The organism is Streptomyces sp. NPDC020875 (genome assembly GCF_040641415.1).
Classification (GTDB): Bacteria; Actinomycetota; Actinomycetes; order Streptomycetales; family Streptomycetaceae; genus Streptomyces.
This window is the reverse complement of record NZ_JBFADP010000017.1, coordinates 28,479-54,717: the sequence shown is the minus strand read 5'-3', so window position 1 is coordinate 54,717 and position 26,239 is coordinate 28,479. Positions and strand designations below refer to the sequence as shown.

At 71.7% G+C, this 26,239-nt stretch carries 22 protein-coding genes and 1 riboswitch; of the genes, 10 read left to right on the top strand and 12 right to left on the bottom strand.

All coding sequences use genetic code 11. The annotated features are described in order from the left end of the window. Positions 1-319: 319 nt before the first annotated feature. A complete protein-coding gene (locus AB0G74_RS12225; RefSeq protein ID WP_361143975.1) occupies positions 320-2,179 on the top strand; it encodes an AMP-dependent synthetase/ligase in 1,860 nt (619 codons plus the stop codon). 291 nt (positions 2,180-2,470) lie between these two features. Here AB0G74_RS12225 and AB0G74_RS12220 read toward each other — a convergent pair whose 3' ends face one another. Further along, the gene (locus tag AB0G74_RS12220; RefSeq protein ID WP_361143973.1) at positions 2,471-3,625 is read right to left on the bottom strand and encodes a glycosyltransferase family 4 protein; all 1,155 of its coding nucleotides are present in this window, start codon (positions 3,623-3,625) and stop codon (positions 2,471-2,473) included. Positions 3,626-3,809: 184 nt separating this feature from the next. Here AB0G74_RS12220 and AB0G74_RS12215 point away from each other — a divergent pair, with 184 nt between their 5' ends. Next, entirely contained in the window at positions 3,810-5,183 is a 1,374-nt protein-coding gene (locus tag AB0G74_RS12215; RefSeq protein ID WP_361143970.1) for a glycosyltransferase family 87 protein, read from the top strand. On the opposite strand, the gene AB0G74_RS12210 is transcribed toward AB0G74_RS12215, so the two are convergent. The 5 genes from AB0G74_RS12210 to AB0G74_RS12190 form a co-directional block, all read right to left on the bottom strand. After that, on the bottom strand, positions 5,140-6,351 hold the full coding sequence (locus AB0G74_RS12210) for a hypothetical protein (RefSeq protein ID WP_361143968.1): 1,212 nt from the start codon (positions 6,349-6,351) through the stop codon (positions 5,140-5,142). The two genes, AB0G74_RS12215 and AB0G74_RS12210, sit on opposite strands and share 44 nt — an antisense overlap. A 125-nt stretch (positions 6,352-6,476) precedes the next feature. Then, positions 6,477-7,502 (bottom strand): NlpC/P60 family protein, encoded by a 1,026-nt coding sequence (locus AB0G74_RS12205; RefSeq protein WP_361143965.1) that lies wholly within the window; start codon positions 7,500-7,502, stop codon positions 6,477-6,479. A 288-nt stretch (positions 7,503-7,790) separates the two neighbouring features. Beyond that, a complete protein-coding gene (locus AB0G74_RS12200; RefSeq protein ID WP_361143962.1) occupies positions 7,791-8,825 on the bottom strand; it encodes an NlpC/P60 family protein in 1,035 nt (344 codons plus the stop codon). Positions 8,826-9,236: 411 nt separating this feature from the next. Next, positions 9,237-10,598, bottom strand: a complete 1,362-nt coding sequence (locus AB0G74_RS12195) for an NYN domain-containing protein (protein WP_361143959.1) — start codon at positions 10,596-10,598, stop codon at positions 9,237-9,239. Positions 10,599-10,644: 46 nt separating this feature from the next. Further along, the gene (locus AB0G74_RS12190; RefSeq protein ID WP_358828767.1) at positions 10,645-10,887 is read right to left on the bottom strand and encodes a hypothetical protein; all 243 of its coding nucleotides are present in this window, start codon (positions 10,885-10,887) and stop codon (positions 10,645-10,647) included. A gap of 254 nt (positions 10,888-11,141) precedes the next feature. Here AB0G74_RS12190 and AB0G74_RS12185 point away from each other — a divergent pair, with 254 nt between their 5' ends. From AB0G74_RS12185 to AB0G74_RS12155, 7 genes are all read left to right on the top strand, one after another. Continuing rightward, positions 11,142-11,897, top strand: a complete 756-nt coding sequence (locus AB0G74_RS12185) for a rhomboid family intramembrane serine protease (RefSeq protein WP_361144157.1) — start codon at positions 11,142-11,144, stop codon at positions 11,895-11,897. Next, entirely contained in the window at positions 11,894-12,175 is a 282-nt protein-coding gene (locus AB0G74_RS12180) for an Lrp/AsnC ligand binding domain-containing protein (protein ID WP_358828765.1), read from the top strand. The genes AB0G74_RS12185 and AB0G74_RS12180 overlap by 4 nt, the downstream gene beginning before the upstream one ends. A gap of 171 nt (positions 12,176-12,346) precedes the next feature. Beyond that, complete coding sequence (locus AB0G74_RS12175) at positions 12,347-12,808, top strand: hypothetical protein (protein ID WP_361143955.1); 462 nt, start codon at positions 12,347-12,349, stop codon at positions 12,806-12,808. A 79-nt stretch (positions 12,809-12,887) separates the two neighbouring features. Beyond that, on the top strand, positions 12,888-14,258 hold the full coding sequence (locus AB0G74_RS12170; protein ID WP_361144153.1) for a HAMP domain-containing sensor histidine kinase: 1,371 nt from the start codon (positions 12,888-12,890) through the stop codon (positions 14,256-14,258). Beyond that, on the top strand, positions 14,255-14,917 hold the full coding sequence (locus AB0G74_RS12165) for a response regulator transcription factor (protein WP_361143953.1): 663 nt from the start codon (positions 14,255-14,257) through the stop codon (positions 14,915-14,917). Before AB0G74_RS12170 ends, AB0G74_RS12165 begins: the two co-directional genes overlap by 4 nt. Before the next feature lie 221 nt (positions 14,918-15,138). Continuing rightward, a complete protein-coding gene (locus AB0G74_RS12160) occupies positions 15,139-16,554 on the top strand; it encodes an SLC13 family permease (protein WP_361143951.1) in 1,416 nt (471 codons plus the stop codon). A 40-nt stretch (positions 16,555-16,594) separates the two neighbouring features. Continuing rightward, positions 16,595-17,812, top strand: a complete 1,218-nt coding sequence (locus AB0G74_RS12155) for a glycerate kinase (protein ID WP_361143948.1) — start codon at positions 16,595-16,597, stop codon at positions 17,810-17,812. Here the strand turns inward: AB0G74_RS12155 and AB0G74_RS12150 are convergent. The 6 genes from AB0G74_RS12150 to AB0G74_RS12125 all read right to left on the bottom strand — a co-directional run bounded on the left by AB0G74_RS12150 (position 17,746) and on the right by AB0G74_RS12125 (position 25,595). Beyond that, the gene (locus tag AB0G74_RS12150) at positions 17,746-19,173 is read right to left on the bottom strand and encodes an aminotransferase class V-fold PLP-dependent enzyme (RefSeq protein ID WP_361143946.1); all 1,428 of its coding nucleotides are present in this window, start codon (positions 19,171-19,173) and stop codon (positions 17,746-17,748) included. The genes AB0G74_RS12155 and AB0G74_RS12150 overlap by 67 nt on opposite strands. A gap of 210 nt (positions 19,174-19,383) precedes the next feature. Continuing rightward, positions 19,384-19,501: riboswitch (SAM riboswitch) on the bottom strand. 567 nt (positions 19,502-20,068) lie between these two features. After that, entirely contained in the window at positions 20,069-21,136 is a 1,068-nt protein-coding gene (trpD, locus tag AB0G74_RS12145) for an anthranilate phosphoribosyltransferase (protein WP_361143943.1), read from the bottom strand. Between the two features lie 120 nt (positions 21,137-21,256). Continuing rightward, positions 21,257-22,948, bottom strand: a complete 1,692-nt coding sequence (locus AB0G74_RS12140) for a cytochrome b N-terminal domain-containing protein (RefSeq protein WP_361143939.1) — start codon at positions 22,946-22,948, stop codon at positions 21,257-21,259. Next, positions 22,945-24,027 carry a Rieske 2Fe-2S domain-containing protein gene (locus tag AB0G74_RS12135; RefSeq protein ID WP_361143936.1) on the bottom strand — a complete coding sequence of 361 codons (1,083 nt, stop codon included), beginning with the start codon at positions 24,025-24,027 and terminating at the stop codon, positions 22,945-22,947. Before AB0G74_RS12135 ends, AB0G74_RS12140 begins: the two co-directional genes overlap by 4 nt. Further along, positions 24,024-24,833: a c-type cytochrome gene (locus tag AB0G74_RS12130; RefSeq protein ID WP_361143934.1), complete on the bottom strand. Its 810-nt coding sequence runs from the start codon at positions 24,831-24,833 to the stop codon at positions 24,024-24,026. The genes AB0G74_RS12135 and AB0G74_RS12130 overlap by 4 nt, the downstream gene beginning before the upstream one ends. 144 nt (positions 24,834-24,977) lie before the next feature. After that, positions 24,978-25,595, bottom strand: a complete 618-nt coding sequence (locus AB0G74_RS12125; protein ID WP_361143931.1) for a heme-copper oxidase subunit III — start codon at positions 25,593-25,595, stop codon at positions 24,978-24,980. A gap of 182 nt (positions 25,596-25,777) precedes the next feature. On the opposite strand from AB0G74_RS12125, the gene AB0G74_RS12120 reads away from it, so the two are divergent. Continuing rightward, positions 25,778-26,179 (top strand): hypothetical protein, encoded by a 402-nt coding sequence (locus AB0G74_RS12120; protein WP_358828754.1) that lies wholly within the window; start codon positions 25,778-25,780, stop codon positions 26,177-26,179. Positions 26,180-26,239 lie beyond the last annotated feature (60 nt).

The following is a 26,239-nucleotide window of genomic DNA, read 5'->3' as shown; positions in this document are numbered from 1 at the left end:
CCCGGCCCGGCCGGGGTCCGGCCCCGCCCCCGCCGATCACCCTAGGTCGGCCCGCCGCCGCCCGCCAGGTCCAGGGGCTCCGGACCCGGGCCGCCGTCCGGCCCCGGACCAGGCGTTCTTCCCCGTTGCCCGGCCGGTGGCTTACCGTGGGACTACCCTGCGCGAACCACAGCCGTACGCCTTCCACGGCGGGTGTGACGCACGGAACATCTGGCCGGAACCCCCTACCCGGAACCGACTACCGGTGGGTAACGTCCGGGCAGCCCAGTGCACCCCTCCACGAAGCTGTGGCGCCGGCGCCCGATGAGGAGCAGCAGTCTTGCGCGAGTTCAGCCTTCCGGCCCTGTACGAGGTCCCGGCCGACGGGAACCTGACGGACCTCATCCACCGCAACGCCGCCCAGTACCCGGATGTCGCGGTCATGGGCCGCCGCACCCCGGACGGCTGGGTCGACATCACCGCGCGACAGTTCCTCGCCGAGGTGCGCGCCGCCGCCAAGGGCCTGATCGCCTCGGGCGTCGAGCCAGGCGACCGGATCGCCCTGATGTCCCGGACCCGCTACGAGTGGGTGCTCCTCGACTTCGCGATCTGGTCGGCGGGCGCGGTAAGCGTCCCCGTCTACGAGACCAGCTCGGCCGAGCAGATCTCCTGGATCCTGGCGGACTCCGGTGCCGTCGGCATCGTCGTGGAGTCGGCGGCGCACACGGCGGCGGTGGCTTCGGTACGCGACCGGCTGCCGAAGCTGCGGTCGGTCTGGCAGCTCGACGGCGACGGGACGGACGGCGACCGGTCCGGCGACGGCGAGGCCGGGGCCGGAGCCGGAGCCGGGGCGATCGAGGAGCTGACCGCCGCCGGGGTCACGGCCGGGATAGCCGATACGACCGTGGACCAGCGCGGCGGAGCCCTCAAGGCCGACGACATCGCCACCATCGTCTACACCTCGGGCACCACCGGCCGCCCGCGCGGCTGCGTACTGACGCACCGCGCCTTCTTCGCCGAGTGCGGCAACATCGTGGAGCGGCTGAAGCCGCTCTTCCGTACCGGCGACAGCTCGGTCCTGCTCTTCCTGCCCGCCGCGCACGTCTTCGGCCGGATGGTCGAACTCGCCGCCGTGATGGCGCCGATCAAGCTGGGTACCCTGCCCGACATCAAGACCCTCACCGACGACCTGGCCGCCTTCCGGCCCACGGTGATCCTCGGAGTGCCGAGGGTCTTCGAGAAGGTCTACAACTCGGCGCGGGCGAAGGCACAGGCCGACGGCAAGGGCGCGATCTTCGACCGGGCGGTGCTCACCGCCATCGAGTACAGCCGGTCACTCGACACCCCGCGCGGCCCCTCGTTCGGGCTCCGGCTCCGGCACGCCCTCTTCGACCGGCTGGTCCACCGCAAGCTGCGCGCCGTACTCGGCGGACGCGGCGAGTACGCGATCTCCGGCGGGGCGCCGCTGGGCGAGCGGCTCGGCCACTACTTCCGGGGCATCGGCTTCACGGTCCTCGAAGGGTACGGACTCACCGAGTCCTGCGCGGCGACCGCGTTCAACCCGTGGGACCGGCAGAAGATCGGTACGGTCGGCCAGCCGCTGCCCGGCACGGTGGTACGGATCGCCGACGACGGCGAGGTACTCCTCCACGGCGAGCACCTCTTCGAGGGGTACTGGAACAACGAGGCCGCGACGGCGGAAGCCCTGCGCGACGGCTGGTTCCACACCGGGGACATCGGCACCCTCGACGAGGACGGCTATCTCGCCATCACCGGCCGGAAGAAGGAGATCCTGGTGACCGCGGGCGGCAAGAACGTCGCCCCGGCCGTGATCGAGGACCGGATCCGGTCGCACGCGCTGATCGCCGAATGCATGGTCGTCGGGGACGGCAGGCCGTTCGTCGGCGCGCTGATCACCCTGGACGAGGAGTTCCTCGGCCGCTGGGCCGCCGGACACGGCAAACCGGAAGGCTCCACGGCCGCCACGCTCCGGGACGACCCGGAACTGCTTGCCGCCATCCAGCGGGCCGTGGACGACGGCAACGCGGCGGTCTCCAAGGCGGAATCGGTCCGCAAGTTCCGGATCCTGGGAACCCAGTTCACGGAGGAGGCGGGCCATCTGACGCCGTCGCTGAAGCTGAAGCGGAATGTGGTGGCGAAGGACTTCGCGGACGAGGTCGAGGCGATCTACCGCGCCTGAGCGGCGAGATGCCCCGGGGCCCGGGGTCCCTTCTCCGGGCCGCGCGCGGCGGCTGAAGCCTGTTCGCGGTCCGCACCACCGTCGTGGCTGTTCGCGCAGTTCCCCACCCCCCTGGGTTGCCCTCCTGACCGCCCTCAAAGAGAGACGGCCCCTTCAGCGGCGTTGCCGGGGAGAGCTTTTAGGGGCTCTGGGGTCCCCCCCATTGCCCCTGGGCATAGGGGGCGGAACTGCGAGACGAGCCACCCACCGGCGCGCGGGCCGGGAACAACATCAGGCCGCGTGGGAGCGGGGTCAGAGCAGGCCGCGGAGGTGGGCGGCGAGGAGGTCCCAGCGCCAGGACTCCTCGACCCATTCGCGGCCGCGCCTGCCCATGCGGTCGCGGAGTTCCGGGTCCAGCAGGAGGGTGATCACGCGGTCCGCCGACTCGGCGACCGCCGCGTCGTCGGTGCCGCCGCGCACCACCCAGCCGGTCTCGCCGTCGAGTACGGCGTCGGGCGCGCCGCCCGAGTCGCCCGCGACGACCGGGAGGCCCGTGGCGGACGCCTCCAGGTAGACGATGCCGAGGCCCTCGACGTCGAGTCCCCCGCGCCGGGTGCGGCAGGGCATGGCGAAGACGTCGCCCGCGCCGTAGTGGGCGGGGAGTTCGGACCAGGGCACGGCGCCGGTGAGACGGACGGAGTCGGCCACGCCGGTGGTCTCGGCGAGCCTCAGCAGGTCCTTCTCGTACGGTCCGCCGCCGACGATCAGCAGGACCGCGTCGGGGACCCGGGCGAGGATCCTCGGCATGGCGAGGATCAGGGTGTCCTGGCCCTTGCGCGGCACCAGCCGGGAGACGCAGACGACGACGGGCCGGTCCTTGAGGCCGAGGCGGTCCCGGACCAGGGCGCCGCCGGAGTCGGGGTGGAAGGTCTTCTCGTCGACCCCGGGCGGCAGCTGAACCATCCGGGCCGCCGCCTCGGGGGTGAGCGCGGCGGCGATCCGGGAGCGGGTGTACTCGCCGAGATAGGTGATCGTGTCGGTGCCCTCGCCGATCCGCCGCAGCAGGCGGCGGGCGGCGGGCAGCTGGGCCCAGCCCGCTTCGTGGCCGTGGGAGGTGGCGACCAGTCGTTCCGCCCCGGCCTTGCGCAGCGCCGGGGCCATCAGCCCGAGGGGCGCGGCGGCGCCGAACCAGACCGAGCGGCAGCCGTGTTCCCGCAGCAGGGCCGTGGCGCGCGCGGTGACCCGGGGGGTCGGCAGCAGCATGGTCGTACGGTCGCGGACGACGGTGAACGGCTGCTCCGCGTCGAACGCGGCCGTCGCCTCGACGCCCTCACGGCTCCGCTTCCAGGTGGAGGCGTAGACGACGATCCGGTCGGGGTCCATCCGCAGCGCCATGTTGTGCAGAAACGCCTGGATGCCGCCGGGGCGCGGCGGGAAGTCGTTGGTCACGATCAGGGTCTTGTGCATCGTGCGCCGACAGTACCAATCCCGTCCGGCGGTCCCGGAGCGGCGCCGCCCGCCGTCCGGAGGTGACGGCCCCGCCTTCCCGCGCGGGGCGCGGGAGCCCGGCATCATGAGCGGACCACTGCCCGGCATTTCAGGCAAAAGTGATGCGTGGGACGGGTCGGGTGGATCAGCGGAGGGGCGCGTCATGAGCGACCGGCGGTACGGGGACGGCCCCGCGCGGGAGTCGGAGGACCGGACCGGACCGCCGCCGGGCCCCGTGGCGCCGGGCGCTCTCGCGGGGATCGCCGTGGTCTGGTCCCTGACCCGGGCCGTACTGCTCCTCGGTGTCTTCCGGGTGGTCGTCCTGCCGGGGCCGGACGTCACCTCCGACGTCTCGGTGATCTACCGGGGCTGGTACGAGGTGCTGCGGACCGGGACGTTCCCCGTCGCCGATGTCACCTGGCAGTATCCGCCCGCCGCCGCGCTCGCGATCCTCTCCCCCGGCGCGCTGCCCTTCCTCGGCTACACCACCGCCTTCTTCGTACTGGCCCTGGTCTGCGACGCGGTGGTGCTGGGGCTGTTGCTGACGGCGGCCCGCCGTCCGGGGCGTTCGGTCCGGGGCGTCTGGGTGTGGGTGGCGGGTGTTCCGCTGCTGGGGCCGACCGCGTACGCCCGGTACGACCTGATGGTGACGGCGGTCGCGGTCGGGGCGCTGCTGGCCGGGGTGCGGCGGCCCCGGGTGATGGGGGCGCTGGTGGCGCTGGGCGCGCTGTTGAAGGTGTGGCCGGTGCTGCTGCTGGCGGGGGTGGCCCGGGCCCGGGTGTGGTGGTCGGCGGGTGTGGTGGCGGGGGCCGTACTGGCGGTGTCGGCCCTGGTACCGGGCGCGTTCGGCTTTCTGACGCATCAGCGGGACCGGGGTACGGAGGTCGAGTCGCTGGGCGCGCTGGTCTTCCACGCCCGGCGGCTGCTGGGCGACCGGGAGACGCGGGTACTGCTGAACTACGGCTCGATCGAGTTCGTCGGGCCGGGTGTGCCGGTGGTGTCGGCCGCCGCGCTGCTGCTGGCGGTCGCGGCGCTGGGCTGGCTGGTGGTGTGGCGGCTGCGGGCCCGGGCGGCGCTCCGCGATCCGGGGCCCGCCGGGTGCCGTACGGCCGAGGACCCGGCGTCCGGGCGCCGTACGGCCGGGGGACTGACGGCGGACGCCGCCCTGACGGCGGTACTGCTCTTCACCACCACGAGCCGGGTGATCAGCCCGCAGTATCTGCTCTGGCTGATCGGGCTGGCGGCGGTCTGTCTGCTGGGCCGCCGGGCGGCGATGACGGGCCCGGCGGTACTGGTCCTGCTGGCCTCGGCGGTGACGGTGGTGGAGTTCCCGCTGCTCTTCGACCGGGTGGTGGCGAGCGACCCGGTGGGGGTGGCACTGCTCGTGCTCCGCAACGGGCTGCTGGTGGCGGCGACGGTGTGGGCCTGCCGCCGGCTGTGGCGGGCCACGGTCCCGTACCGGGGGACGCGTACCACCGCCGTACGCCCGGCTGCTAGTCGAGGCGCTGCCGCAGATAGTCCCGCCAGCGCGCGGTGAACTCGCCGGGTTCGACGCCGAGGAGTCCGGTCATCGCCTTCTCCACCGAGGCACGGCGGTCGGCGCCGCCGCCGATCTGCCGGTAGAACCGCAGCAGGGTGTCCTCTCCCCAGTCGGCGGCGATCAGTTCGCAGGCCAGCCAGCCGCTCTCGTAGGCGCGGGCGAGGGTGGCCGCGTCGCCGCCGAACGAGAAGGCGTCGTCCTCCGGCAGTTCGGCGGGCAGTTCGCCGAGGCGGGCGGCGCGCTGGAGTTCGGGTGCGTTCTGTCCGGCGGTCCGGGGCGTTTCCCGGTACGCGACCCAGTCCGCGAACCCCTCCGACAGCCAGAGGGGGGTGGCGGCGGAGGTCGCCGTGCGGGTGGCGACATGGGTCGTCTCATGGGCCAGGACCACACTCTGGCCGAAGTCGCCCAGCAGGTCGTACGCGGCGGGGTTGACGATCACCCGGTCGGCGGGGACCGCCGCGGTCGTCCCGGTCTCCCCGGTGGTGACGGCGGCGATGCCCCGGTACGAGGCCCCGGGCGTGCCGAGCAGCGCCCCCATCGCGTCGACGGAGCGGGGCACGAGCACCACGACCTGTCCGGCCCAGGGGAACCGCCAGGCCGCCGAGACGACGGGGACCGTACGGTCCACCAGGGCGGCCAGGGCCCGGAGCCGTTCGCGGGGCTGTCCGACGGCGAGGACGAGGGAGTCGCGGCCCCGGACGGCGGTCACCGGGCCCTGCTCCCACAGCTGGTCGGCCGCGCCGGGGCCGGGCCGGTCGGCGGTGACGTACCAGTGGTCGTCGCGCAGGACCAGTTCGATCGAGCGGGGGACGACGACGGGCGCGGTGTCGTATCCGGCGATCCGGTAGTGGAGTTCGGCCTCCGCGTACGCCTTGCCGCCCTCCCGCCGGACCGTGCCGAGCCGGTAGGCCCAGGAGGCGACGGGGACATGGGCCAGATTGCGGAACGTCCGGCGCTCCTTCGCCCGCAGTACGGTCTGCTCGATGGCGACGACCGACAGATACGCCTGCTCGTCCCGCTGTTCCAGGGCGGTCGCGCGGTGGTTGAGGGTCTCCTGGACCGAGTCGACGGTATGGCCGGATGCCGACGGTTCCGTCGTACAGCCGACGGCTCCGCCGCCGATCAGGGCGGCGACCGCGGAGAGGGTGACGGCACGTCTGCCCACCGTCGGCCCGGGGGCCTCCGGTGGGTCCGTCCGCCCTGTCGGGGCCATTCGTTCCGGCCACTCCGGCCTCTCGCGCACCGCCACCCGGCCGATCGTACGGAACGCGGGCACCGGTGGCCCGGTGTTCAGACCCGTGTGACCGAAGAGACCGGCATCATGCCGACCGGGTCGTAGCGGACGGCGGCGCCCGGATAGGGGGCGTGGACGACCTGTCCGTTGCCGACGTACATCCCGATATGGCTGGCGTCGTGCCGGTAGGCGACCAGGTCGCCGGGGCGGGCCTGGGAGAGCGGTACGCGCCGTCCGGCGTACCGCTGGGCCTGTGACGTGCGGGGCAGTCCGACCCCCGCCTGGGCGTACGACCACTGGGTGAGGCCCGAGCAGTCGAAGCCGGAGGGGCCGTTGGCGCCCCAGACGTAGGGGCGGCCGACGGCGCCCCGGGCGGCGGCGACCGCGGCGGCGGCGCGGGACGAGGCGGGGGTCTCGCCGCCGGCCGGGCCGAGGGAGCCCCGGCCGGAGCGGGAGGAGCGGTCGTAGGCGGACCGCTCGTCGGCGGGGAGGGCGTTCAGCAGCCGCCGGGCGGCGGCGAGTTTCCGTTCCACGGTCCGTTTGTGGCGGGCGACGGCGGCCCGGGAGCGTTCCAGTTCGGCCAGGTCGCGGTCGGCCTCGGCCCGGCGCTGGACCAGCTCGCGCTGGGAGCGCAGGTACTCGTGCAGGGTGTCGGTCTGGCGGTCGCCGATCCGCTCCATCAGTTCGGCGCCGCTCAGATAGCTGTCCGGGTCGGCGGAGAGCAGCAGCATCAGGGCCGGGTCGGCGCCGCCGAGGCGGTACTGGGTGCTGGCGACCGCGCCGAGGGCGCCGCGCATCCGGTTGAGCCGTTCCTGGCCCCGGGCGAGGGCGTCCTGGGCGGCCCGGGTCCGGGTCCGGAGCTCCCCGGCCCGCTCCCCGGCCCGGTTGAACTCCTCGGTGGCCCGCTCCGCGTCGGCCAGCAGCCGGTCGACCCCGGCCCGGGAGGGGCGCGGACCGTCGGGCGCGGCACCGGCGGGCGCGGTGCCCAGGGCGGCGGCGGCCGTCGCCGCGGCGGCGGAGAGCACGGTGACCCGGGCGCTGTGGGTGAGACCGGGCGGTGAGGGCCGTCGATGGGACGCCACGGGCCGCGCTCCTTCTGGGGACGGGGAGTGGTGCGCGGCAGACAGTAGCCGGGCGGGCGGGGGCGGCCAAAGACCGTACGGGTGCCCGTGACGGCGCCCCGGCGGGAGACCAACAGGTCACCGGCGGGGCGCGGGGTCGCCTCGCGGGCCGCAGATTCGCCCGTTCGGGCGGCATGCCCGGGTGTGGCGCGGGAAGGGGTGCCCCGCCGCCGGGCGCCGAACGGCCGGGCACGGGGCCCGTCCGGGCCGACGGCGGGGGCGGGTCAGGTCAGGTCAGGTCAGGTCAGGTCAGACCCGGACGCCGAACTGGAACGGCATGTTGTTGATGGACTCGTACCGCACCACGGCGCCGGTGCGCGGCGAGTGCAGGATCTGGCCGTTGCCCGCGTAGAAGCCGACGTGGTGCAGATCCCCGTAGAAGAAGACCAGGTCGCCCTGTTTCAACTGGCTCTGCGAGTAGATCCGCTGGCCGATGTTGGCCTGGGCCTGGGAGGTGCGCGGGATGGGACGGCCCGCCTGGGCGAAGGACCAGGAGGTGAAGCCGGAGCAGTCGAAGGTGTTCGGGCCCGCGGTGGCGTACTTGTACGGGGAGCCGATCTTGCCCTGGCCGATGGCGAAGGCGGCCATGCCGTACGACGATCCGGCGGCGGGCTTGCCGAGGTCGGGCCGCTCGCCGGTCGATCCGGCCCGGTCGGCGCGGGTCTCCTCGCGCTTGATCTCGGCCCGTTCCTTCGCCGTCAGCGAGTTCAGCAGCTTCTGCGCCGAGGACAGCTTCGACTGGATCCGGCGCTTCTCCGCGCCGAGCTGCTCCCGGGTCTTCGCCAGCTGGGTCAGCTTGCCCTGGGCTTCCTTGCGCTGCTGGGCGAGGGCGCGGCGCTTCTCCTGGATCTCGTCGATGGCGTCGCTGTGGCGGCTGCCGACCCGGTCGAGCGCCGCGGCCCGGTCGAGATAGGTGTCCGGGTCGCCGGAGAGGAGGAGTTGGAGCGACGGGTCGACGCCGCCGCTGCGGTACTGGGCGCTGGCGACGATGCCGAGGTTGTTCCGCAGGGTGTTCAGTTCGTCCTGGCCGCGGGCGATCCGGTCCTGTACGGCGTCGACCTGGCCCTGGAGCTTGTCCTGCTGCTCCTTGGCGCCGTTGTACTTCTCGGTGGCCGAGGCGGCCTCCTCGTACAACTTGTCGACCTTGGCCTTGACCTCGCCCTTGTTCGGCTGGGGGGCCGCGTTGGCGGCCTGGGAGGTGAGGGCGACGGCCGCGGCGGCGGTGGCGCCCATGAAGGTGACGCGGGTGCGGCCCGGCGGCTTGGGACGACGGTGAGACGCCACGGAGACGGGCTCCTTCTCCTCGGGACCGCCTGCCGGACGCGGGAACGCCCCCCGGCTCCGTTCCGACAGCTCCCCCCGGTACGGGCCGGCGAAGACGGGCTCGGCGGTTCCTTCGCCGTCACCCCTGCTGGGTGATCAACCGTGCGAAGGTTCGAGGCCCGACCCTAGTGACGTTCTTGTGATCAGTTCAAACCATCATCGGAAAAATTCCGGCGGGGTGTGGATTCTTTACCGTCATCCCCCCTGGCCCCAGAGGGGATTATCCGACCGACTCATCCCATCAACCATCAAATCGACCGACCGCACGGGCCGGTCACGATGTACAGAGATGTTCACACGGGACAGCCCCTAGGGAGACATTCGTACGACGGCGTACCTACGGGAACTTCCGTACGGGAGCGGCCCCGCTCCTCAGACCCGGGAGAGCCGCTTCAGCAGCAGCAGCGACGCCACCGGCCGGGCGCCCGCTTTGGCCACCCCGTCGGCGACCTCCCGGTCGGTGGAGACCACCACCACCGGCCGCCCCGGCGGCTCCGCCCGGACGAGCTGGCGGATCAGCTCGTCGGCGGTCACCCCCGGCTTGGAGAAGAGGACCCGGACCCCTCGCGGCGGGGCGAGCAGTACCGGCGCGGCCAGTTCGGCGCCGTCGAAGACACAGGTGATCTCGGCTCCGGTCTGGGCGGCCAGTACGGAGAGCCCGCCCAGCAGCCGCAGTCGCTGCTTCTCCAGCGGCATCGTCGGATAGCCGGTCTTGGTCACGTTGTAGCCGTCGACCACCAGATGGACCTGGGGCAGTGCCAGCAACTGGTCCAGCAGCGCCGGGTCGGTCTCCGAGAGCGCCCGGGCCGCGATGTCCTTCGGCGACATCCGGCCGGGCGCGACCGCGTCCACGGCGTCCGCGGGCCGGGCCGACGCGGGCGGCAGCGCCAGCTCCCGGCGCAGGCCCTGGGCGGCGTCGAGCACGGTGTCCAGCAGCAGCCGCAGCCGCATGTCCTCGACGGACCTGCCCTCGCGGGCGGCCCGCCGCCCGGCCTCGACGGCGGCCTCGGCCTCGCCGAGCCGGGCCTTGAGCCGACGGGTCTCGCTCTCCGCCGCCGACACCTGCGCCGCAGCCTCCGCGCGGGCCGCGTCCAGTTCGGTACCGGCCCGGCGCAGCGCGGCCTCGCCCCGCTTGATGTCGCTCTCGGCGCTCCGCAGCCGGCGCCGAAGCGATTCGGCTTCCTTGCGGGCCGTCTCCAGCTCCGTACGGAGCCGCTCGGTCTCGGCGCGGGTGTGCGACCGGGCCTCGGCGAGGTCGTCGCGGAGCCGTTCCAGTTCGCGCCGGCCGGCCTCGTCGGCGCGTTCGGCGTCGGCGCGCTGGGCCTCCTCGCCCGCGGCGGCCACCAGCTTCACCCATCCGGTGGGCCGCAGTACGTACGCGGCGGCGGCCACGTCCAGCGGATCGGCGGCGGCGGGCGGGGCGCCCGCCGCCAGCGCCGCGCACAGTTCGGGCTGCGCCTGGGTGATCCGCTCGCCGATCCGCTGCCGGAAGACGGGGTCGCCCTCCAGGGCCGCCGCCATCGCGTTGCCCGCGAGTTTGGCCCGCCGGGAGGGGGTGAAGCGGGCGTACTGCCGGAGCTGGCCCGGCAGCTCGGCGACGGTCAGGGCGCCGAAGGCGTCGGCGACCAGCGCCACGACCCGGCGCCGGACGCCCTCCGGCAACGGCCGGTCGAGCGCCTCCGCGGCGTCACCGGCCGGCCCGGCCTGCCGGTCGCCGCTCTCCGGCTGCTCCACGATCCGTCACCCCATAACCCGTCGCCCGAGGACCGGCCGTCTCCGCTCAGGAGGCAGCGCCGGGCCTGTCCACCAGCTCGATCTGATCCACGGCGTTGCACCAGCGGCAGCGCACGGTCTCGATGGTCTCACTGAGCACCTCCCGCTCCTCGACGGCGGGCTCCCCGGCGAGGTCCAGATGGACGTACTCCACGACCTTGGAGGAGCGCGTCACATCGAAGCGGGTGAGGTTGCCGCAGAGCGTGCAGCGCCAGCGGGTGTCCGCGGTCGGCGTGGGCACCGTCGTCATCGTTACGTCCGTCCTGTTCGTCACGGGTTCCATCCGGGGCTTGCCTAGCAGATTGTGCGGTTGGTCCGGACACCGCGGTGCGCCGTCGAACTGCGGGTGTACTGCTCGTAACTCTATGGCCTCGCGGGGGTCCCGGGGCACGGCGAGGCACCCTGTACCGCTTGGTCCGGTTACGCCATGATCTGTCCGTGAATTCTCGGCAGCGGTCGGTCCGGTATCCGCTCTCCACCGCGGCCCGGGCGGTCCGCGACTGTGTGTCCGCCGCGGCCCGCGGCCCCCGGGTCACCTGCGCCCTGATCGCCGTGTGCTGCGCCGTCTTCCTCGCCGGTCCGGTCTCGGGCCTCGCGCCCGGCTACGGCTCCGGGGACGCCCTCGCCGCCGCCCAGGGCGCGTACTTCGCCCGCTGGGGGGTGATCCCGGCCCGGCTGGCCGACGGCACTCCCGGCGCGCTCGCCACCCCGCTCACCGCCCTCTTCGTCCACGGCAACTGGCTGCATCTCCTGGGGAACATGCTCTTCCTCTATGTCTTCGGCGCCATGACCGAGGAACGGCTGGGGCGGCTGCGGTTCACCCTCTTCTATCTGGGGGCCGGTTACACGGCCCTGGCGGCGTACGCGATCGCCCACGCGGGGTCCGGACAGCCGCTGGTGGGGGCGTCCGGGGCGATCTCGGCGGTACTCGGGGCCTTTCTGGTTCTCTTCCCGAAAGCCCGGGTCACCAGTCTCTTCCCGTTCCTCTTCTTCCTGCCGCTGCGCTTCCCGGCCCGGGTGGTGCTGGTCTTCTGGATCGCGCTCCAGTGGCTGGCGGCGACCGGGATCGGCCGGGGCTCGCCCGCGGTGGCGTATCTGGCGCACCTGGTGGGCTTCGCGACCGGCTTCCTCTACGCGTGGGGACGGATCCGGCGCCCGCCGGGGACCGCCCGCCGGTTCGGGGCGCCCGGTGCGATCCGGCGGCGAGGGCCTAGAGTGAAGGACCCAGCAGCGGCCACCGAGGGAGACAGCCAGCCGTGATCACCGCGATCGTGCTCATCAAGACCAGTGTGGACCGCATTCCGGAGATCGCGGACGAGATCGCGGCGCTGGAGAGCGTGAGCGAGGTCTTCTCGGTGACCGGGACGTACGACCTGATCGCCATGGTCCGGGTCGCCCGGCACGAGAACCTGGCGGATGTGATCCCGGGCCGGATCAGCAAGGTCGAGGGCGTTCTGGGCACCGACACCCATGTCGCGTTCCGGACCTACTCCCAGCACGACCTGGAGGCGGCCTTCGCCATCGGGCTCGACTCCTGACCCATCGGGCCCGCTGTTCGGGCCGGAGTCGGGCGACGCGCTGGCGACGTGCGTCACAACCGTCTCAGCAACCCCCTCACCAGCGACTTCATCTCCTGGACACCTGAGGATGAAGAATTCTTCATCCCGTTCTCATCCGAACGCCGCCCTGCGCCTCGCACCATCGACATCATGCTCTTCTCCCACCGCATCGCGGCCCTGGTCGCCGTTGTCGCGATCCCCCTCGGGATCGCGGTGACCAGTTATGCCCTCACCGACAGTTCCGACACGCCCAAGGTCCCGCCGAAGGTGAAGCTGGAGTCCGGCACACCGACCGGCGACCCCGGTGGCGTCAAGTCGCCTACCGGTGACGAGACCGTGGCACCCCCGGTGAGCGAGAACCCGTCGAACGACGACGACGACGCGCCGTCTGCCAAGCCCTCGGCCAAGCCGCCGCAGAACGGCAACGGCGGCAACCCGCCTGGCTCCGGCGCCAACAGCGGGGCGAACAACGGCACCAACAACGGCGCCAACGGCGGCGGTAACAACAGCGGCGGCGGAAGCGGCGGAAGCGGTGGGAACACCAACCCGAACCCGGGCAACGGCGGGGACGACGACGGCCCGGGGGGCGACGACTACGGTGACGACGGCTGAACCACTGCGCCGCTGGATCACCGCGAGAATCCGGACGGTCTCCGCGCGAGCCCGCATCCTGCTGTGGCTGCTCATCGTCATGGCGGTGGCGCTCGCCGCGGTGGCCGTCGCCACCCGGTCCGTCCTGCTGCGCGACGCCGATCAGCGGATCAACGGTCTCCTGGTGCAGGAGACCAATGAATTCGCCAACTTCGTCCAGGAGGGCTTCGACCCCGACACCGGACAGCGCTTCACCGACCCCAACCCCCTGCTGGTGGTCTTCCTCAAGCGCCAGTACCCGGACCCCGACGAGGAACTGATCGGCCTGGTCCACGACCCGGTCAAGAACAGACCGGCGAAGAAGGTGCAGGGCCGGGACCACGGGATGCGCCACCCCCTGGTCGAGGACGACCCGGCACTCAAACAAGTATTCGACGCCGAGGCGGACTCGGGCACCCTCCGACGGCCCGAGGGCGAAGTCCGCTGGGCGAAGGTCCCCATCGAGGCGGGGAACGGCCATCCCCCGGCCGCCTTCGTCGTCGCCGTCCACCCCGCGGGCGAGCGCGAGAAGGCCACCGACGTCTTCCATATGCTGCTCGCCATCTCCGGGGTGGCCCTGCTGATGACGACCGGGATCGGCTGGGTCGTCGCGGGCCGCATCCTGCGCCCCGTACGGCTCGTCCGCACCACCGCCGCCCAGCTCACCGAGCAGGACCTCACCCAGCGCATCCCGGTCAAGGGCCGGGACGACATCGCGGCACTCGCCGAGACCTTCAACGCCATGCTCGACCGGCTGGAACGGGCCTTCGCCGCCCAGCGGGAGTTCGTCGACGACGCCGGACACGAGCTGCGTACCCCCATCACCATCATCAGGGGCCATCTGGAGCTGATGGGCGACGACCCGGCCGAGCGGGAACAGACGGTCCGGATCGTGATGGAGGAACTCGACCGGATGAGCCGGATCGTCGAGGACCTGCTGCTCCTCGCCAAGGCCGAGCGGCCCGACTTCGTCACCGCCGAACCGGTCCAGATCGGCGAACTGACCGCCGATGTCTTCGTCAAGGCCAGGGCGCTCGGCGAGCGGAAGTGGCAGCTCGCCGAGGCGGTCGACGCCGAGGTCGCGCTCGACCCCCAGCGGATCACCCAGGCGATGGTCCAACTGGCCCAGAACGCGGTCCAGCACACCGTGCCGGGCCAGCGGGTCAGCATAGGCTCGCGGGACGAGGGCGACCGGATCGAGCTGTACGTCGCCGACAGCGGCCCCGGCGTCCAGCCGCAGGACGCCCAGGTGATCTTCGAACGGTTCAGGCGTGGCACGGCGCGCCGAGGGGCCAGGGCCACCGGCGCCGGGCTCGGACTCGCCATTGTGAAAGCCATCGCCGAGGGCCACGGTGGACGGGTGGAGCTACGTCCCACCGACGGCGGCGGTGCCACCTTCGTCCTCGTACTCCAGAAGGAAACCACGCAGTGAACCGGATACTCATCGTCGAGGACGAGGAACGCATCGCCGCGTTCGTGGAAAAGGGACTCCGGGCCAACGGCTTCACCACCTCGGTCGTCCACGACGGGGACTCCGCCTTCGACTACGCGATGACCGGCGGCTTCGACCTGATCATCCTGGACATCGGACTGCCCGGCCGGGACGGCTTCACCGTGCTGCGCCAGCTGCGCGAGGCCCAGGTGTCCGTACCGGTGATCGTGCTCACCGCCCGGGACTCGGTACGGGACACCGTCGCCGGGCTCGAAGGCGGCGCGGACGACTGGATGACCAAGCCGTTCCGGTTCGAGGAACTGCTGGCCCGGGTCCGGCTGCGGCTGCGGACCGCCGCCCGGGCACCCGAGGTCACCGTACTGCGCAACGGCGAGCTGACCCTCGATCTGCGCACCCGGCGGGCCAAGTCCGGGGAGCGGACCGTCGATCTGACGGCCCGGGAGTTCGTCCTGCTGGAGCTGTTCCTGCGCCATCCGGGACAGGTGCTGTCCCGGGAGCAGATCCTCTCCCATGTCTGGGGGTACGACTTCGACCCCGGCTCCAACATCGTGGACGTCTACGTCCGGGCCCTGCGGAAGAAGCTGGGCGCCGACCGGGTGGAGACCGTACGGGGGATGGGCTACCGGCTGCCCGAGTGACAGCCGGCCAGGGGCGCCGCGGGCCGGGACAGGTCCGCGGCGCCTTTGTCGCGTCCAGGGGGCGCGCGGCGGAGTCCGCACAACCGACGGGGCCTCCGTACAACCCTTTCGCACGTCCGCGCCGCCGCACGCCCCGATGCGCCGCCGGTCACACCGGTTGGTGAAGTTCCTTTCATCAACGGCTCATGAAGTGCTCACCGCCCCGGTGAACGCTCTTATCCGTGACACTGAACCTCCGACAGGCCGCGACCCTCTGTGTGGCGCTCAGCATCTGCGCGCTGCTCGTCGTTCCCGGCAACTTCCCCGGCCTGAACGGCGACGCCCGGATCACCCTCGGCGTCTTCGCCATCGCCACCTGCGCCTGGATCGGCACCCCGATCGACGACACCTACATCGCGCTCGGCGCGGGGCTGGCGCTCACGGCGACCGGGGTGATCACCAGCGACACCCTCTTCGGCACCCTCGGTGACGATACGGTCTGGCTGCTGATCTGCGCCTTCGTCCTGGCCGCCGCGGTGGCGCGGACGGGGCTCGCGGGCCGGGCCGCGGCCTTCCTGGTGACCGGCGCCCGCAATGTCCGTCAGCTGGTGCATCTGACCACGGCGGCGCTGGTCGTCACCGCCTTCGCGGTCCCCGCCACCTCCGGCCGGGCCGCGCTCGCCCTGCCGGTCTTCATCGCCCTGGCGAAGGCCCTGGCCGACCGGAAGCGGCTGGTGGTCATGCTGGCCCTGCTCTTCCCCACGGTGATCCTGCTCTCCGCGGTGGCCACCCTGATCGGCGCGGGCGCGCATCTGATCACGGTCTCGGTGCTCTGGGAGGCCACCGGCGAGAGCATCGGCTTCGCCGAATGGCTGCTGATCGGGCTGCCGCTGGCGATCGTCTCCTCCCATCTCGCCGCCGAGGTCGTCCTGCTGACCACCACCAAGCGGGCGGACCGCTCGGGCCCGGTGCACATCACCGCCGAGCAGATCCAGGAGCACACCGAACAGCCCGTCACCGGCCCCTGGTCGCAGGCGGAGGCCAGGTGCGCGCTGCTGCTGGCGACCGTGGTCGCGCTCTGGTGCAGCGAGCCGCTGCACCGGGTGCCGCCCGCCGTGGTCGCGCTGATAGGGGCCATAGTCGCCGCCTCCCCGGCGCTGGGGACCGTACGGCTGAAGGACGCCCTGAAGACCGTGCCCTGGTCGATGCTGCTCTTCATGGCCGCGACCATGGCCATGGGTGTCGCGCTGGCCGACTCGGGGGCGGCGAAGTGGCTGGTCGGCGGGGTGCCGCTGGATGTGCCCGCCTGGGCGTTCCTGGCGGTGGTGGTCCTGGTCTCCACCGTGGCGCATCTGGTGCTCCAGTCCCGTTCGGCCCGCTCCTCGGTCCTGGTGCCGCTGGTCGTCGCGGCGGCCGTGGGCGCCGGGGTCAATCCGGTGGCGGCGGCGCTGGCGTCCACGGCGGCGGCCGGGTTCTGTCACACCCTGCCCGCCTCGGCCAAGCCGGTGACCCTCTACTCCGACATACCGGATATCCCCACCTACACCCCTCGCGATCTGCTGCGGATGTCCGCCTTCCTCGCGCCGCTCACGGCCGCGCTGGTGCTGCTCTTCGCGGTGGCCGTCTGGCCGCTGGTCGGCGTGCCCGTCACCCCCTGAACCTCTTTCACCGCACGAACCCTCACCTGGAGTTCCCACGATGCTGACCCGAATCGCCGTCGCCCCCAGCGGTTTCAAGGAGTCCCTGTCCGCCCAGTCCGCCGCCGAGGCCATCGCCGCGGGCGTCCGCCGGGTGGTCCCCGACGCGGAGATCGACCTGATCCCGCTGGTCGACGGCGGCGAGGGCACCGCGGAGGCGCTGGCCGCCGCGTCCGGCGGACGGCTGGTCCGGTTGAACGCGACCGGCCCCACCGGCCGGCCCGTCGCCACCCACTTCGCGATGCTCGACAAATACACGGCCGTGGTCGAGATGGCCGCCGTCGCCGGTCTGTCGCTGGTGCCCCGGGTCCTGCGCGACCCGGGCGCCACCACGACCTACGGCGTCGGCGAACTGATCCGCGCCGCCCTCGACGAGGGCGCCCGGGAGATCCTGGTGGGCTGCGGCGACTCCGGTACGTCCGACGGCGGCGCCGGGGCCCTCCAGGCGCTGGGCGCCCGGCTGCTGGACGCGGACGGTGTGGAGCTGCCGTACGGCGGCGGCGAACTGCTGCGGCTCGACCGGATCGACGTCTCCGGCCTCGACCCCCGGCTGCGCAGGACCGATATCCGGGTCGCCTGCAACCCGTTCAACGTGCTCTGCGGGGAGCGGGGCGTCGCCCGGGTCTTCGGACCGCAGAAGGGCGCCACACCCGAACAGGTGGAACAGCTCTCGGCGGCGCTGGAGCACTGGGCGGACGTCCTCACCCGCGATCTGAAGGTCCGGGCCGATCTGTACGAGGGCCCCGGTACGGGCGCCTCCGGCGGACTCGGCGCCGGGCTCGCGGCGCTCGGCGCGTCGCTGCTGCCCCGGTTCGAGGTGCTGCTCGACCATCTCGACCTCGACGCCCGGCTGGCCCGTGCCGATCTCGTCCTCACCGCCGAGGGCGCGCTGGACCACCAGACCACCCGCGGCAAGGTCCCGGCCGAGGTCGCCCGGCGCGCCAAGCGGTACGGGCGGCCCGTACTGGCCCTGGCGGGCACCATCGGGGAGGGCGCGCACCAGGTGCGGGCGGCCGGGGTGGACGCGTACAGCGCCATCCTGCCCGCGCCCGTCACGCTCTCCGAGGCGCTCGGCCGCGGCGGGGAGTTCCTCGCCGACGCGACCGAGCGGGCGCTGCGGATGGTGCTGATCGGGACCCGGATCCCGGAGCGTCAGCCGGTCGGCGCGGCGGCCGGACCCGTCGGGTCGGGCACACACCTGCCGTCCTCGGTCCGGTAGTTCCACCGGGCGCCGTCCGTGACCAGCTCACGGACGGCCCGGACGAACCGCTCCACGTGCTCGTCGGGGGTACCGGCGCCGAAGCTCACCCGGATCGCGTTGAGGGACCGCTCCCCCGGCTCCGCCTCGGGGGCGCCGCACTCCCCCGGGTCCTGCGGGTCGCTGCCCAGCAGGGTACGGACCAGGGGATGGGCGCAGAACAGTCCGTCCCGGACCCCGATGCCGTACTCGGCGGAGAGCGCGGCGGCGAAGTGCGAACTGTTCCAGCCCTCCACCACGAAGGAGATCACGCCGACCCGGGGGGCGTCGTCGCCGAAGAGGGAGAGGACCTTGACCTCCGGCACCTCGGCGAGACCGGCCCGGACCCGGGCCACCAGCGACTGCTCCCGCTCCACCAGGCCGTCGAACCCGGCCTCGGTGAGGGCGCGGCAGGCGGCGGCGATCGCGTAGACGCCGATCACATTCGGCGAACCGGCCTCGTGGCGGGCGGCCGTGGTGTGCCACTCCACCTCGACACCGCCGTCCGCCCGGCGGGCCACCTTGCGGGAGGCGCCGCCGCCCGCGAGATACGGCTCGGCGGCGGTCAGCCAGTCCGCGCGGCCCGCGAGCACCCCGGACCCGAAGGGCGCGTACAGCTTGTGCCCGGAGAAGGCGACCCAGTCCACGTCCAGCTCCTGGACCGACACCGGGTGGTGCGGTGCGAGCTGGGCGGCGTCCAGTACGATCCGGGCGCCGTGGGCGTGCGCGGCGGCGGCCAGCTCCCGTACCGGCCACAGCTCACCGGTCACATTGGACGCACCCGTCACACAGACCAGCGCCGGGCCGTACGGCTCCCGGTCCGCCAGCGCCCGCTCCAGCGTCGTCACGGCCTCGTCGGGGGTACGCGGCGCGTTGAGATAGGTGACCCGGGCGTCCCTCCAGGGCAGCAGCGACGCGTGGTGCTCCGTCTCGAAGACGAACACCTGGCATTCGGCGGGCAGCACGGCGGCCAGCAGATTGAGCGAGTCCGTGGTGGACCGGGTGAAGACGACCTGGTCGCTCTCGCGGCAGTCGAGGAACTCGGCGACCGTGCGACGGCTGCTCTCGAAGAGGTCGGTGGAGAGCTGCGAGAGATACCCGGCACCCCGGTGGACACTGCCGTAGTACGGGGCGTACGCGGCGACGTCGTCCCACACCCGGCGCAGGGCGGGGGCGCTGGCGGCGTAGTCGAGGGCGGCGTAGGTGACCTCGCCACCGGTGACCAGCGGCACGGTGACATCGGAGCCGAGGACGGCCAGCGGCTCGGTGGCGGCGGTCGAGCCGGAGGCGGTCCCGGTGGCGGTACAGGAGACGGCGGAGACGGCGGGCACGGATGCGGACATGACGGAACTCCCGGGCGGGGCAGGCGGAATGGAGGCATAAGGCTCCGCACGACACACGCCATGACTCGACCACACGCCCGGACGGTGTCAGGGGATGGGGGTAGCGGCGGGGTACGGAGGATGTGCGGGAAGAAGGGGCTTCGAGCCCTATCGCATTCGCTTGCTCACGAGACTGCTCCCTTGAGGACCAGGACCCCAGGGTGACGCAGGGGTCCGCGCTTGCCGCGGGCCTCGCTGCCCACGGCCTGGTCTTCACCCGGGGCACCCCGCCACGGACGGAGGGTTGCCGGACAGCGGGCCGGGGCCGTAGTCGCTGTCGCTCATGACCTGCGCGAAACGGTATGCGACGGTGCGCGCCGCCGCAACCCTGTCCGCAATCCGGACGGCCCATTCCCATGACCCTTGCGTTCGGCCTCCCTGCAGGGCCCCAGCGCCTCGGCCCTCCACGGCACCGCCGAAAGACCCGGGCCGCGCCCGGCGACCTGATGTAGTTCGCGGTCCGCGGACCGCCCGTGGCTGGTCGCGCAGTTCCGCCCCCTATGCCTTCGGCAATGGGGGGACCCCCAGCGCCTCGGCCCTGCGGGGCACCGCCCGAACTACCCGGGACGCGCCCAGCGACCTGATGTTGTTCGCGGTCCGCGCCACCGTCGTGGCTGATCGCGCAGTTCCCCGCGCCCCTAAATGCTCTCCCCGGCCAGGGACCTGAAATGAGGGCCCCGTCTCCCCACCAGGGCAGCAAGAAGGGCAACCCAGGGGCTCGGGGAACTGCGAGGCAAGCCACCCACGGCGGGCAGACCGCGAACAACATCAGGCCGCCGGGCGCGGGGCAGCCAACGACGGGCGAGGTCGGCACGCGACGGTGGGGAGCACGGCGCGACCCCGCCCCCGGAAAAGGCTACGCGCGCGTCGTCGCGTGGACCCAGTTCTCCAGGGTGCGCGCCGCCGCGCCGGAGTCGAGGGACTCCGCCGCGCGCGCGATGCCCGCCGCGATCTGCTCCGTCAGGCCCGCGTCCGTCGGCGCCAGCGCCACCAGCGCCGCCGCCGCGTTGAGCAGGACCGCGTCCCGGACCGGGCCCCGCTCCCCCGCCAGCAGCCGCCGGGCGACATCCGCGTTGTACGACGCGTCCGCGCCCCGGAGCGCTTCGACGGGAACCAGGTCGATCCCCACGTCCCGGGGGTCGAACGCCTCCTCGCGGACCGTACCGTCGCGGACGATCCACACCCGGGACGTCGCGGTCGTGGTCAGCTCGTCCAGCCCGTCGTCGCCGCGGAACACCAGCGCCGACGAGCCCCGCTCGGCGAGTACCCCGGCCATGATGGGGGCCATCCGGGCGTCGGCGACGCCGGTGGCCTGGGCCCGGACGCGGGCGGGGTTGGTCAGCGGGCCGAGGAAGTTGAAGGTGGTGCGGATGCCGAGTTCCTTGCGCGCCGCCGCGACGTACCGCAGCGCCGGATGGAACTTGACGGCGAAGCAGAAGGTGATGCCCGCCTCACCGGCGACCTCGGCGACCCGCCGGGGGGTCAGCTCCAGATTGACTCCCAGCTTCTCCAGTACGTCGGACGCCCCGGACGCGCTGGACGCGGCGCGGTTGCCGTGCTTGACGACCTTCGCGCCGGTTCCGGCGACGACGATCGACGCCATGGTGGAGATATTGACGGTCTTGGCGCCGTCGCCGCCGGTGCCGACGATATCGACGCTGGGGCCCGGTACGTCGATCAGATTGGCGTGCTCGTACATGGTGCGGACCAGGCCGGAGATCTCGGCGACCGTCTCGCCCTTGGCCCGCAGCGCGACCGCGAAGCCGGCGATCTGGGCGTCGGTCGCCTCCCCGCTGAGGATCCGGTCCATCGCCCAGGCCGTGGCGTCGGCGCTCTGGTCGTGGTTGCCGAGCAGGGATTCGATGACGGCCGGCCAGGAGTGGGCCGCCACGCTGTCGCCGCCGACCGGGGTCACAACGTTCATGGTCCGCTCCTGGGTCCATCGCGAATAGGGGTACGACTCCCACCCTATCCAGCCCCGGGCACGGCAAAGAGCCCCGTCCGGGCAGTGGACGGGGCTCTTGCCGTGGCGACGCTTCAGCGGTCAGTGCTTGCCGCTGGTGACCTCCTCGTGCTCACCGTGACCATGGCCGTGACCATGGGCGGCGGCGATCTCCTCGTACTCCTCGCGGGTGGCCTTGGGGATCTGGTTCCCCTCGCCGTAGAAGCCCTTGCTGAGCTTCGCGCGGAACTTCTGCACGGGCGAGATCTTCCGGCGGACGCCGTTCTCGTCGACCTCCGGGCCGACCTCGATCGGCTTCGGCTGGTCGTGCGCGGTGAGGGTGTGCAGATCCGACTGGCTGAGCGGCTCGTGCACCTCGATGAACTCACCGTGCGGCAGCCGCTTGATGATGCCGGACTCGCGTCCGTGCAGCACCTTCTCGCGGTCGCGGCGCTGGAGGCCGAGACAGATGCGCTTGGTGATGATGAACGCCAGGACCGGTCCGACGAAGAAGAAGATCCGGACGAACCAGGTGATGGAGTTGATCGACAGGTGGAAGTGGGTGGCGAAGAGGTCGTTGCCACCGCCCACCAGCATGATGAAGTACGCGAACAGCCACGCCACACCGAAGGCGGTCCGGGTCGGGGCGTTGCGCGGGCGGTCCAGGATGTGGTGCTCGCGCTTGTCGCCGGTGACCCAGGACTCGATGAACGGGTAGACCGCGATCGCGCCCAGCACCAGCGGGAAGATCACCAGCGGGATGAAGACGCCCAGGGCGAGTGTGTGGCCCCATGCGTTGATCTCCCAGCCGGGCATCACCCGGATGAGTCCTTCGGCGAAGCCCATGTACCAGTCGGGCTGGGCGCCGGTGGAGACCTGGTCGATCCGGTAGGGGCCGACGGTCCAGACCGGGTTGAGCGTCGCGATCGCCGCGATCACCGAGATCACACCGAAGACCAGGAAGAAGAAGCCTCCGGCCTTGGCCATGTAGACCGGCAGCAGCGGCATGCCGACGACGTTCTTGTTGGTCCGGCCGGGACCCGCGTACTGGGTGTGCTTGTGGTACACGACAAGGATCAGATGGCCGACGAGCAGCGCCATCATGATGCCGGGCAGCAGCAGGATGTGGATCGAGTAGAACCTGGGCACGAAGTCGTGACCGGGGAACTCGCCGCCGAACAGGAACATCGAGATGTACGTACCGACGATCGGCACGGACAGGATCGCGCCCTGCATGAAGCGGACACCGGTACCGGAGATCAGGTCGTCCGGGAGCGAGTAACCGGTGAAGCCGGTGAACATGCCCAGGACCAGCAGCAGGAAGCCGAAGAGCCAGTTGACCTCACGCGGCTTGCGGAACGCGCCGGTGAAGAAGACGCGCATCATGTGGACCATCATCGCGGCGACGAAGATCAGCGCGGCCCAGTGGTGGATCTGGCGGATCAGCAGACCGCCGCGGACGTCGAAGCTGATGTCCATGGTCGAGGCGAACGCCTCGGACACCTTCACGCCCTGGAGCGGCACATAGCTGCCCTCGTAGACGATCTCGTTCATCGACGGGTTGAAGAACAGCGTCAGATACACACCCGTGAGGATGATGATCACAAAGCTGTAGAGGCAGATCTCGCCCAGCATGAAGGACCAGTGGTCCGGGAAGATCTTCCGCATGTTGGCCTTGGCCAGGGAGTAGATCCCCAGCCGGCCGTCGGCCCAGTCCGCGACCCGCTCGCCCGCGGGCGCCTTGCGGTCGTTCGCCGGGGGCTGCGTGTTCTCGGTGGTTTTCGTAGTACTCATCCGCGCTCCCAGAAGGCGGCACCGACGGGCTCTTCGAAGTCGCCGAGCGCCTGGAGGTTCCCCTCGGCGTTCACACCGATCCGCAGCTGCGGAAGCGGGTGACCCGCCGGGCCGAAGATGACCCGGGCGCCGTCGGAGAGGTCGAAGGTGGATTGGTGACACGGGCAGAGCACGTGGTGCGTCTGCTGCTCGTAGAGGCTGATCGGGCAGCCGACGTGGGTGCAGACCTTGGAGAAGGCCACGATGCCGTCGTGCGACCAGTCCAGCTCGCGCTTGTCCTTGATGTCCTCCGGCTTGATCCGGACGAGCATCAGGGCGGCCTTGCCCATCTGGATCTGCCAGTCGTGGGCGTGCGGGTCGAGGCCCTCGGGGCTGGCGAAGACCAGCGAGCCGACGGTGATGTCCTCGGGGCGCAGCGGCTCATTGGTGTTCATGTTGATGAGCTGCTTGCCCTTGGCCCACAGGGTGGAGCGGAGCTTCTTCTCCGGCAGCGGACCGAGGTCGCGCAGCAGCACCACACCGGAGAGCGGCACCAGGGCCATCGCACCGAACATGGTGTTCCGGATCAGCTTGCGCCGGCCGAAGCCGGACTCCTCGTTGCCCGCCCGCCAGTCGGCCATGACCTGGGCCTTGACCTCGGGGGACGCCTCGATCGGGTGCCGGTCGTCGGCGACCTCGGCATCGGACATCAGGGTACGGGCCCAGTGGACCGCGCCCGCGCCGATGCAGAAGAGTGCGACGCCCAGGGTCAGACCGAGGGAGAAGTTCAGCGCGCTGATATGACCGAACGGCCAGATGTACACGATCTTGTCGATGGGGAAGATGACGTAGCAGGCGATGAAGCCCACGGTCGCCAGCATCGACAGCGTGAACAGGAAGGCAACGGTGCGCTCGGACCGCTTGGCGGCCCGCTCGTCGATGTCCTGGATGCGCGGCTTGTGGGCCGGCAGTCCCGGGTCGGCGAACGGGTCGGCGGTGCCGCCCGTGCGCGGGGTCACGGCGGAGCCGTCCCCGGCCGCGTGGTGCGCGGCGCCCTGCTCGTCCGGCAGGTTCTCTTCTGGAATGTCTTGGCTACTCATGACTTCTTGGCCTTAGCGGTGTGGGCCGCGACCCAGACGGCAACTGCGATCAGCGCGCCGAGCCCGAAGACCCAGGCGAAGAGACCCTCACTGACGGGACCGAGAGCACCGAGGGAGAAGCCGCCCGGGCTCTCCGCCTGGCTGTCGTTCGTCTCCAGGACGTAGGCGATGATCTCCTTCTTCTCCTTCTCGGGCATGACCCCGTCGGGGAAGGAAGGCATGTTCTGCGGGCCGGTCTGCATGGCCTCGTAGATGTGCTTGGCGCTCACGCCCTCGAGGCTCGGGGCGTACTTGCCGTTGGTCAGCGCACCGCCCTTGCCCGAGAAGTTGTGGCACTGGGCGCAGTTGTTACGGAAGAGGTCGCCGCCCCGGGCGACGTCCGCGCCCGTGGGGCTGTACTGCTTCTCGGTCGGCGTGACCGGACCGGCGCCGAACGAGGCGACGAACGCCGCGAGCTGGTCGACCTGGGCCTGGTTGTAGACGGCCGGCTTCTTCGGCACCTGGGCGCCGGGCTGCTGGGCCGGCATCCGGCCGGTGGTGACCTGGAAGTCGACCGCCGCGGAGCCGACACCGACCAGGCTGGGCCCGTCGGTGGTGCCCTCGCCGCCCATTCCGTGGCAGCTCGCGCAACCGACGGTATAGAGCTTCTTGCCCTCCTCGATGGCGAGGGACTGGGCGGTTTCGTCAGCCTGTGCCTTGTCCGCGGGCGCGAACGCGGCGTACAGCCCCCCGGTGGCCGCCAGCGCGAGGAGTAGGACGACGAGCGCCGCCAGCGGATGGCGTCGTCGTGCGGAGAGCTTTTTCACGGATTACCCCGGTGTCAGGATTTTCTGCGTCGTGCTTCTGGACTGGTGTCTGTCTGCGTCTGACTGCGTCTGTCTGCGTGATTCGGCGGTCGTCCGGAGTGTTCCGGTGCCGGCCGCCGTCGTCAGGCGGTAGCGCCCGCCCCGTTACTTGATCATGTAGATCGTGAGGAAGAGGCCGATCCAGACGACATCGACGAAGTGCCAGTAGTAGGACACGACGATGGCGGAGGTCGCCTGCTCATGGGTGAAGCGCCGGGCCGCGTAGGTACGTCCGAGGACCAGCAGGAAGGCGATGAGGCCACCGAGGACGTGCAGTCCGTGGAAGCCGGTCGTCAGGTAGAAGACCGAACCGTACGGGTCGGACTTCAGGGAGAGACCGTGCTGGACCAGCTCGGTGTACTCGTACACCTGGCCGCCGATGAAGACCGCCCCCATGACGAAGGTGATGATGAACCACGTCCGCAGCTTCTTCACATCACCGCGCTCGGCGGCGAAAACGCCGAGCTGGCAGGTGAGCGAGGAGAGCACCAGGATCGTGGTGTTCGTCGCCGAGAAGGGAAAGTTGAGCAGGTCCGCCCGCTCACTCCAGAAGTCGGCACCCGTCACCGATCGAAGAGTGAAGTACATCGCGAAGAGGGCCGCGAAGAACATCAGCTCGGAACTCAGCCAGATGATGGTTCCGACGCTGGTGAGGTTCGGTCGATTGACCGACGGGTGCGCGTGCCCGATATCTACTGTCGTTGCTGTCGCCACGACCGACATTATGTCGGTCGCTTATCCCGCCCTCACTCCGGGGGGTGCCGTTCGGTGTGTCAGTGCCCCCTTCCCAGCTCGAACGGCCCATCGCCGGAGCCGGGAACCCGGTGTCGGGCGGCTGTCGGGCGGCAGTTGGACGGAGTAGCATCCGGCCCATCGGTACCAGGGTCCGAAGACGCGGAGGAACGATGCAGCCGACCGCCACCGTGCTGGTCTACAGCGACGACGCCAACACCCGTGAGCAGGTGCGGCTGGCCTCGGGGCGGCGGCCGGCGCCCGATGTGCCCCCGGTCGAGTTCGTGGAGTGCGCCACCCTGCCCGCCCTGCTCACCCGGCTGGAGGCGGGCGGGATCGATGTCTGTGTGCTGGACGGGGAGACCGTTCCGGCGGGCGGTATGGGTGTCTGCCGCCAGATCAAGGACGAGATCTTCGACTGTCCGCCGGTGCTGCTGCTGATCGGCCGCCCGCAGGACGCCTGGCTGGCGACCTGGAGCCGGGCCGAGGCCGCGGTGACGCTGCCGGTGGACCCGGTGGAGTTCGCCGCCGCGCTGGCGGCGCTGCTGCGCAGCCGTACGGCCGTGGACGCCTGAGGGACGGGTTTCCCTCCTTCGGAGTAATCACGGGGGCCTCGCGGACGGCCGGAGGCCGCC

Coding starts and splice junctions, on each gene's coding strand:
- AB0G74_RS12220 (WP_361143973.1), bottom strand. CDS start 3,625: ATGCACAAGACCCTGATCGTGACCAACGACTTCCCGCCGCGCCCCGGC.
- AB0G74_RS12215 (WP_361143970.1), top strand. CDS start 3,810: ATGAGCGACCGGCGGTACGGGGACGGCCCCGCGCGGGAGTCGGAGGAC.
- AB0G74_RS12190 (WP_358828767.1), bottom strand. CDS start 10,887: ATGACGACGGTGCCCACGCCGACCGCGGACACCCGCTGGCGCTGCACG.
- AB0G74_RS12175 (WP_361143955.1), top strand. CDS start 12,347: ATGCTCTTCTCCCACCGCATCGCGGCCCTGGTCGCCGTTGTCGCGATC.
- AB0G74_RS12170 (WP_361144153.1), top strand. CDS start 12,888: ATGGCGGTGGCGCTCGCCGCGGTGGCCGTCGCCACCCGGTCCGTCCTG.
- AB0G74_RS12155 (WP_361143948.1), top strand. CDS start 16,595: ATGCTGACCCGAATCGCCGTCGCCCCCAGCGGTTTCAAGGAGTCCCTG.
- AB0G74_RS12150 (WP_361143946.1), bottom strand. CDS start 19,173: ATGTCCGCATCCGTGCCCGCCGTCTCCGCCGTCTCCTGTACCGCCACC.
- trpD (WP_361143943.1), bottom strand. CDS start 21,136: ATGAACGTTGTGACCCCGGTCGGCGGCGACAGCGTGGCGGCCCACTCC.
- AB0G74_RS12140 (WP_361143939.1), bottom strand. CDS start 22,948: ATGAGTACTACGAAAACCACCGAGAACACGCAGCCCCCGGCGAACGAC.
- AB0G74_RS12135 (WP_361143936.1), bottom strand. CDS start 24,027: ATGAGTAGCCAAGACATTCCAGAAGAGAACCTGCCGGACGAGCAGGGC.
- AB0G74_RS12125 (WP_361143931.1), bottom strand. CDS start 25,595: ATGTCGGTCGTGGCGACAGCAACGACAGTAGATATCGGGCACGCGCAC.
- AB0G74_RS12120 (WP_358828754.1), top strand. CDS start 25,778: ATGCAGCCGACCGCCACCGTGCTGGTCTACAGCGACGACGCCAACACC.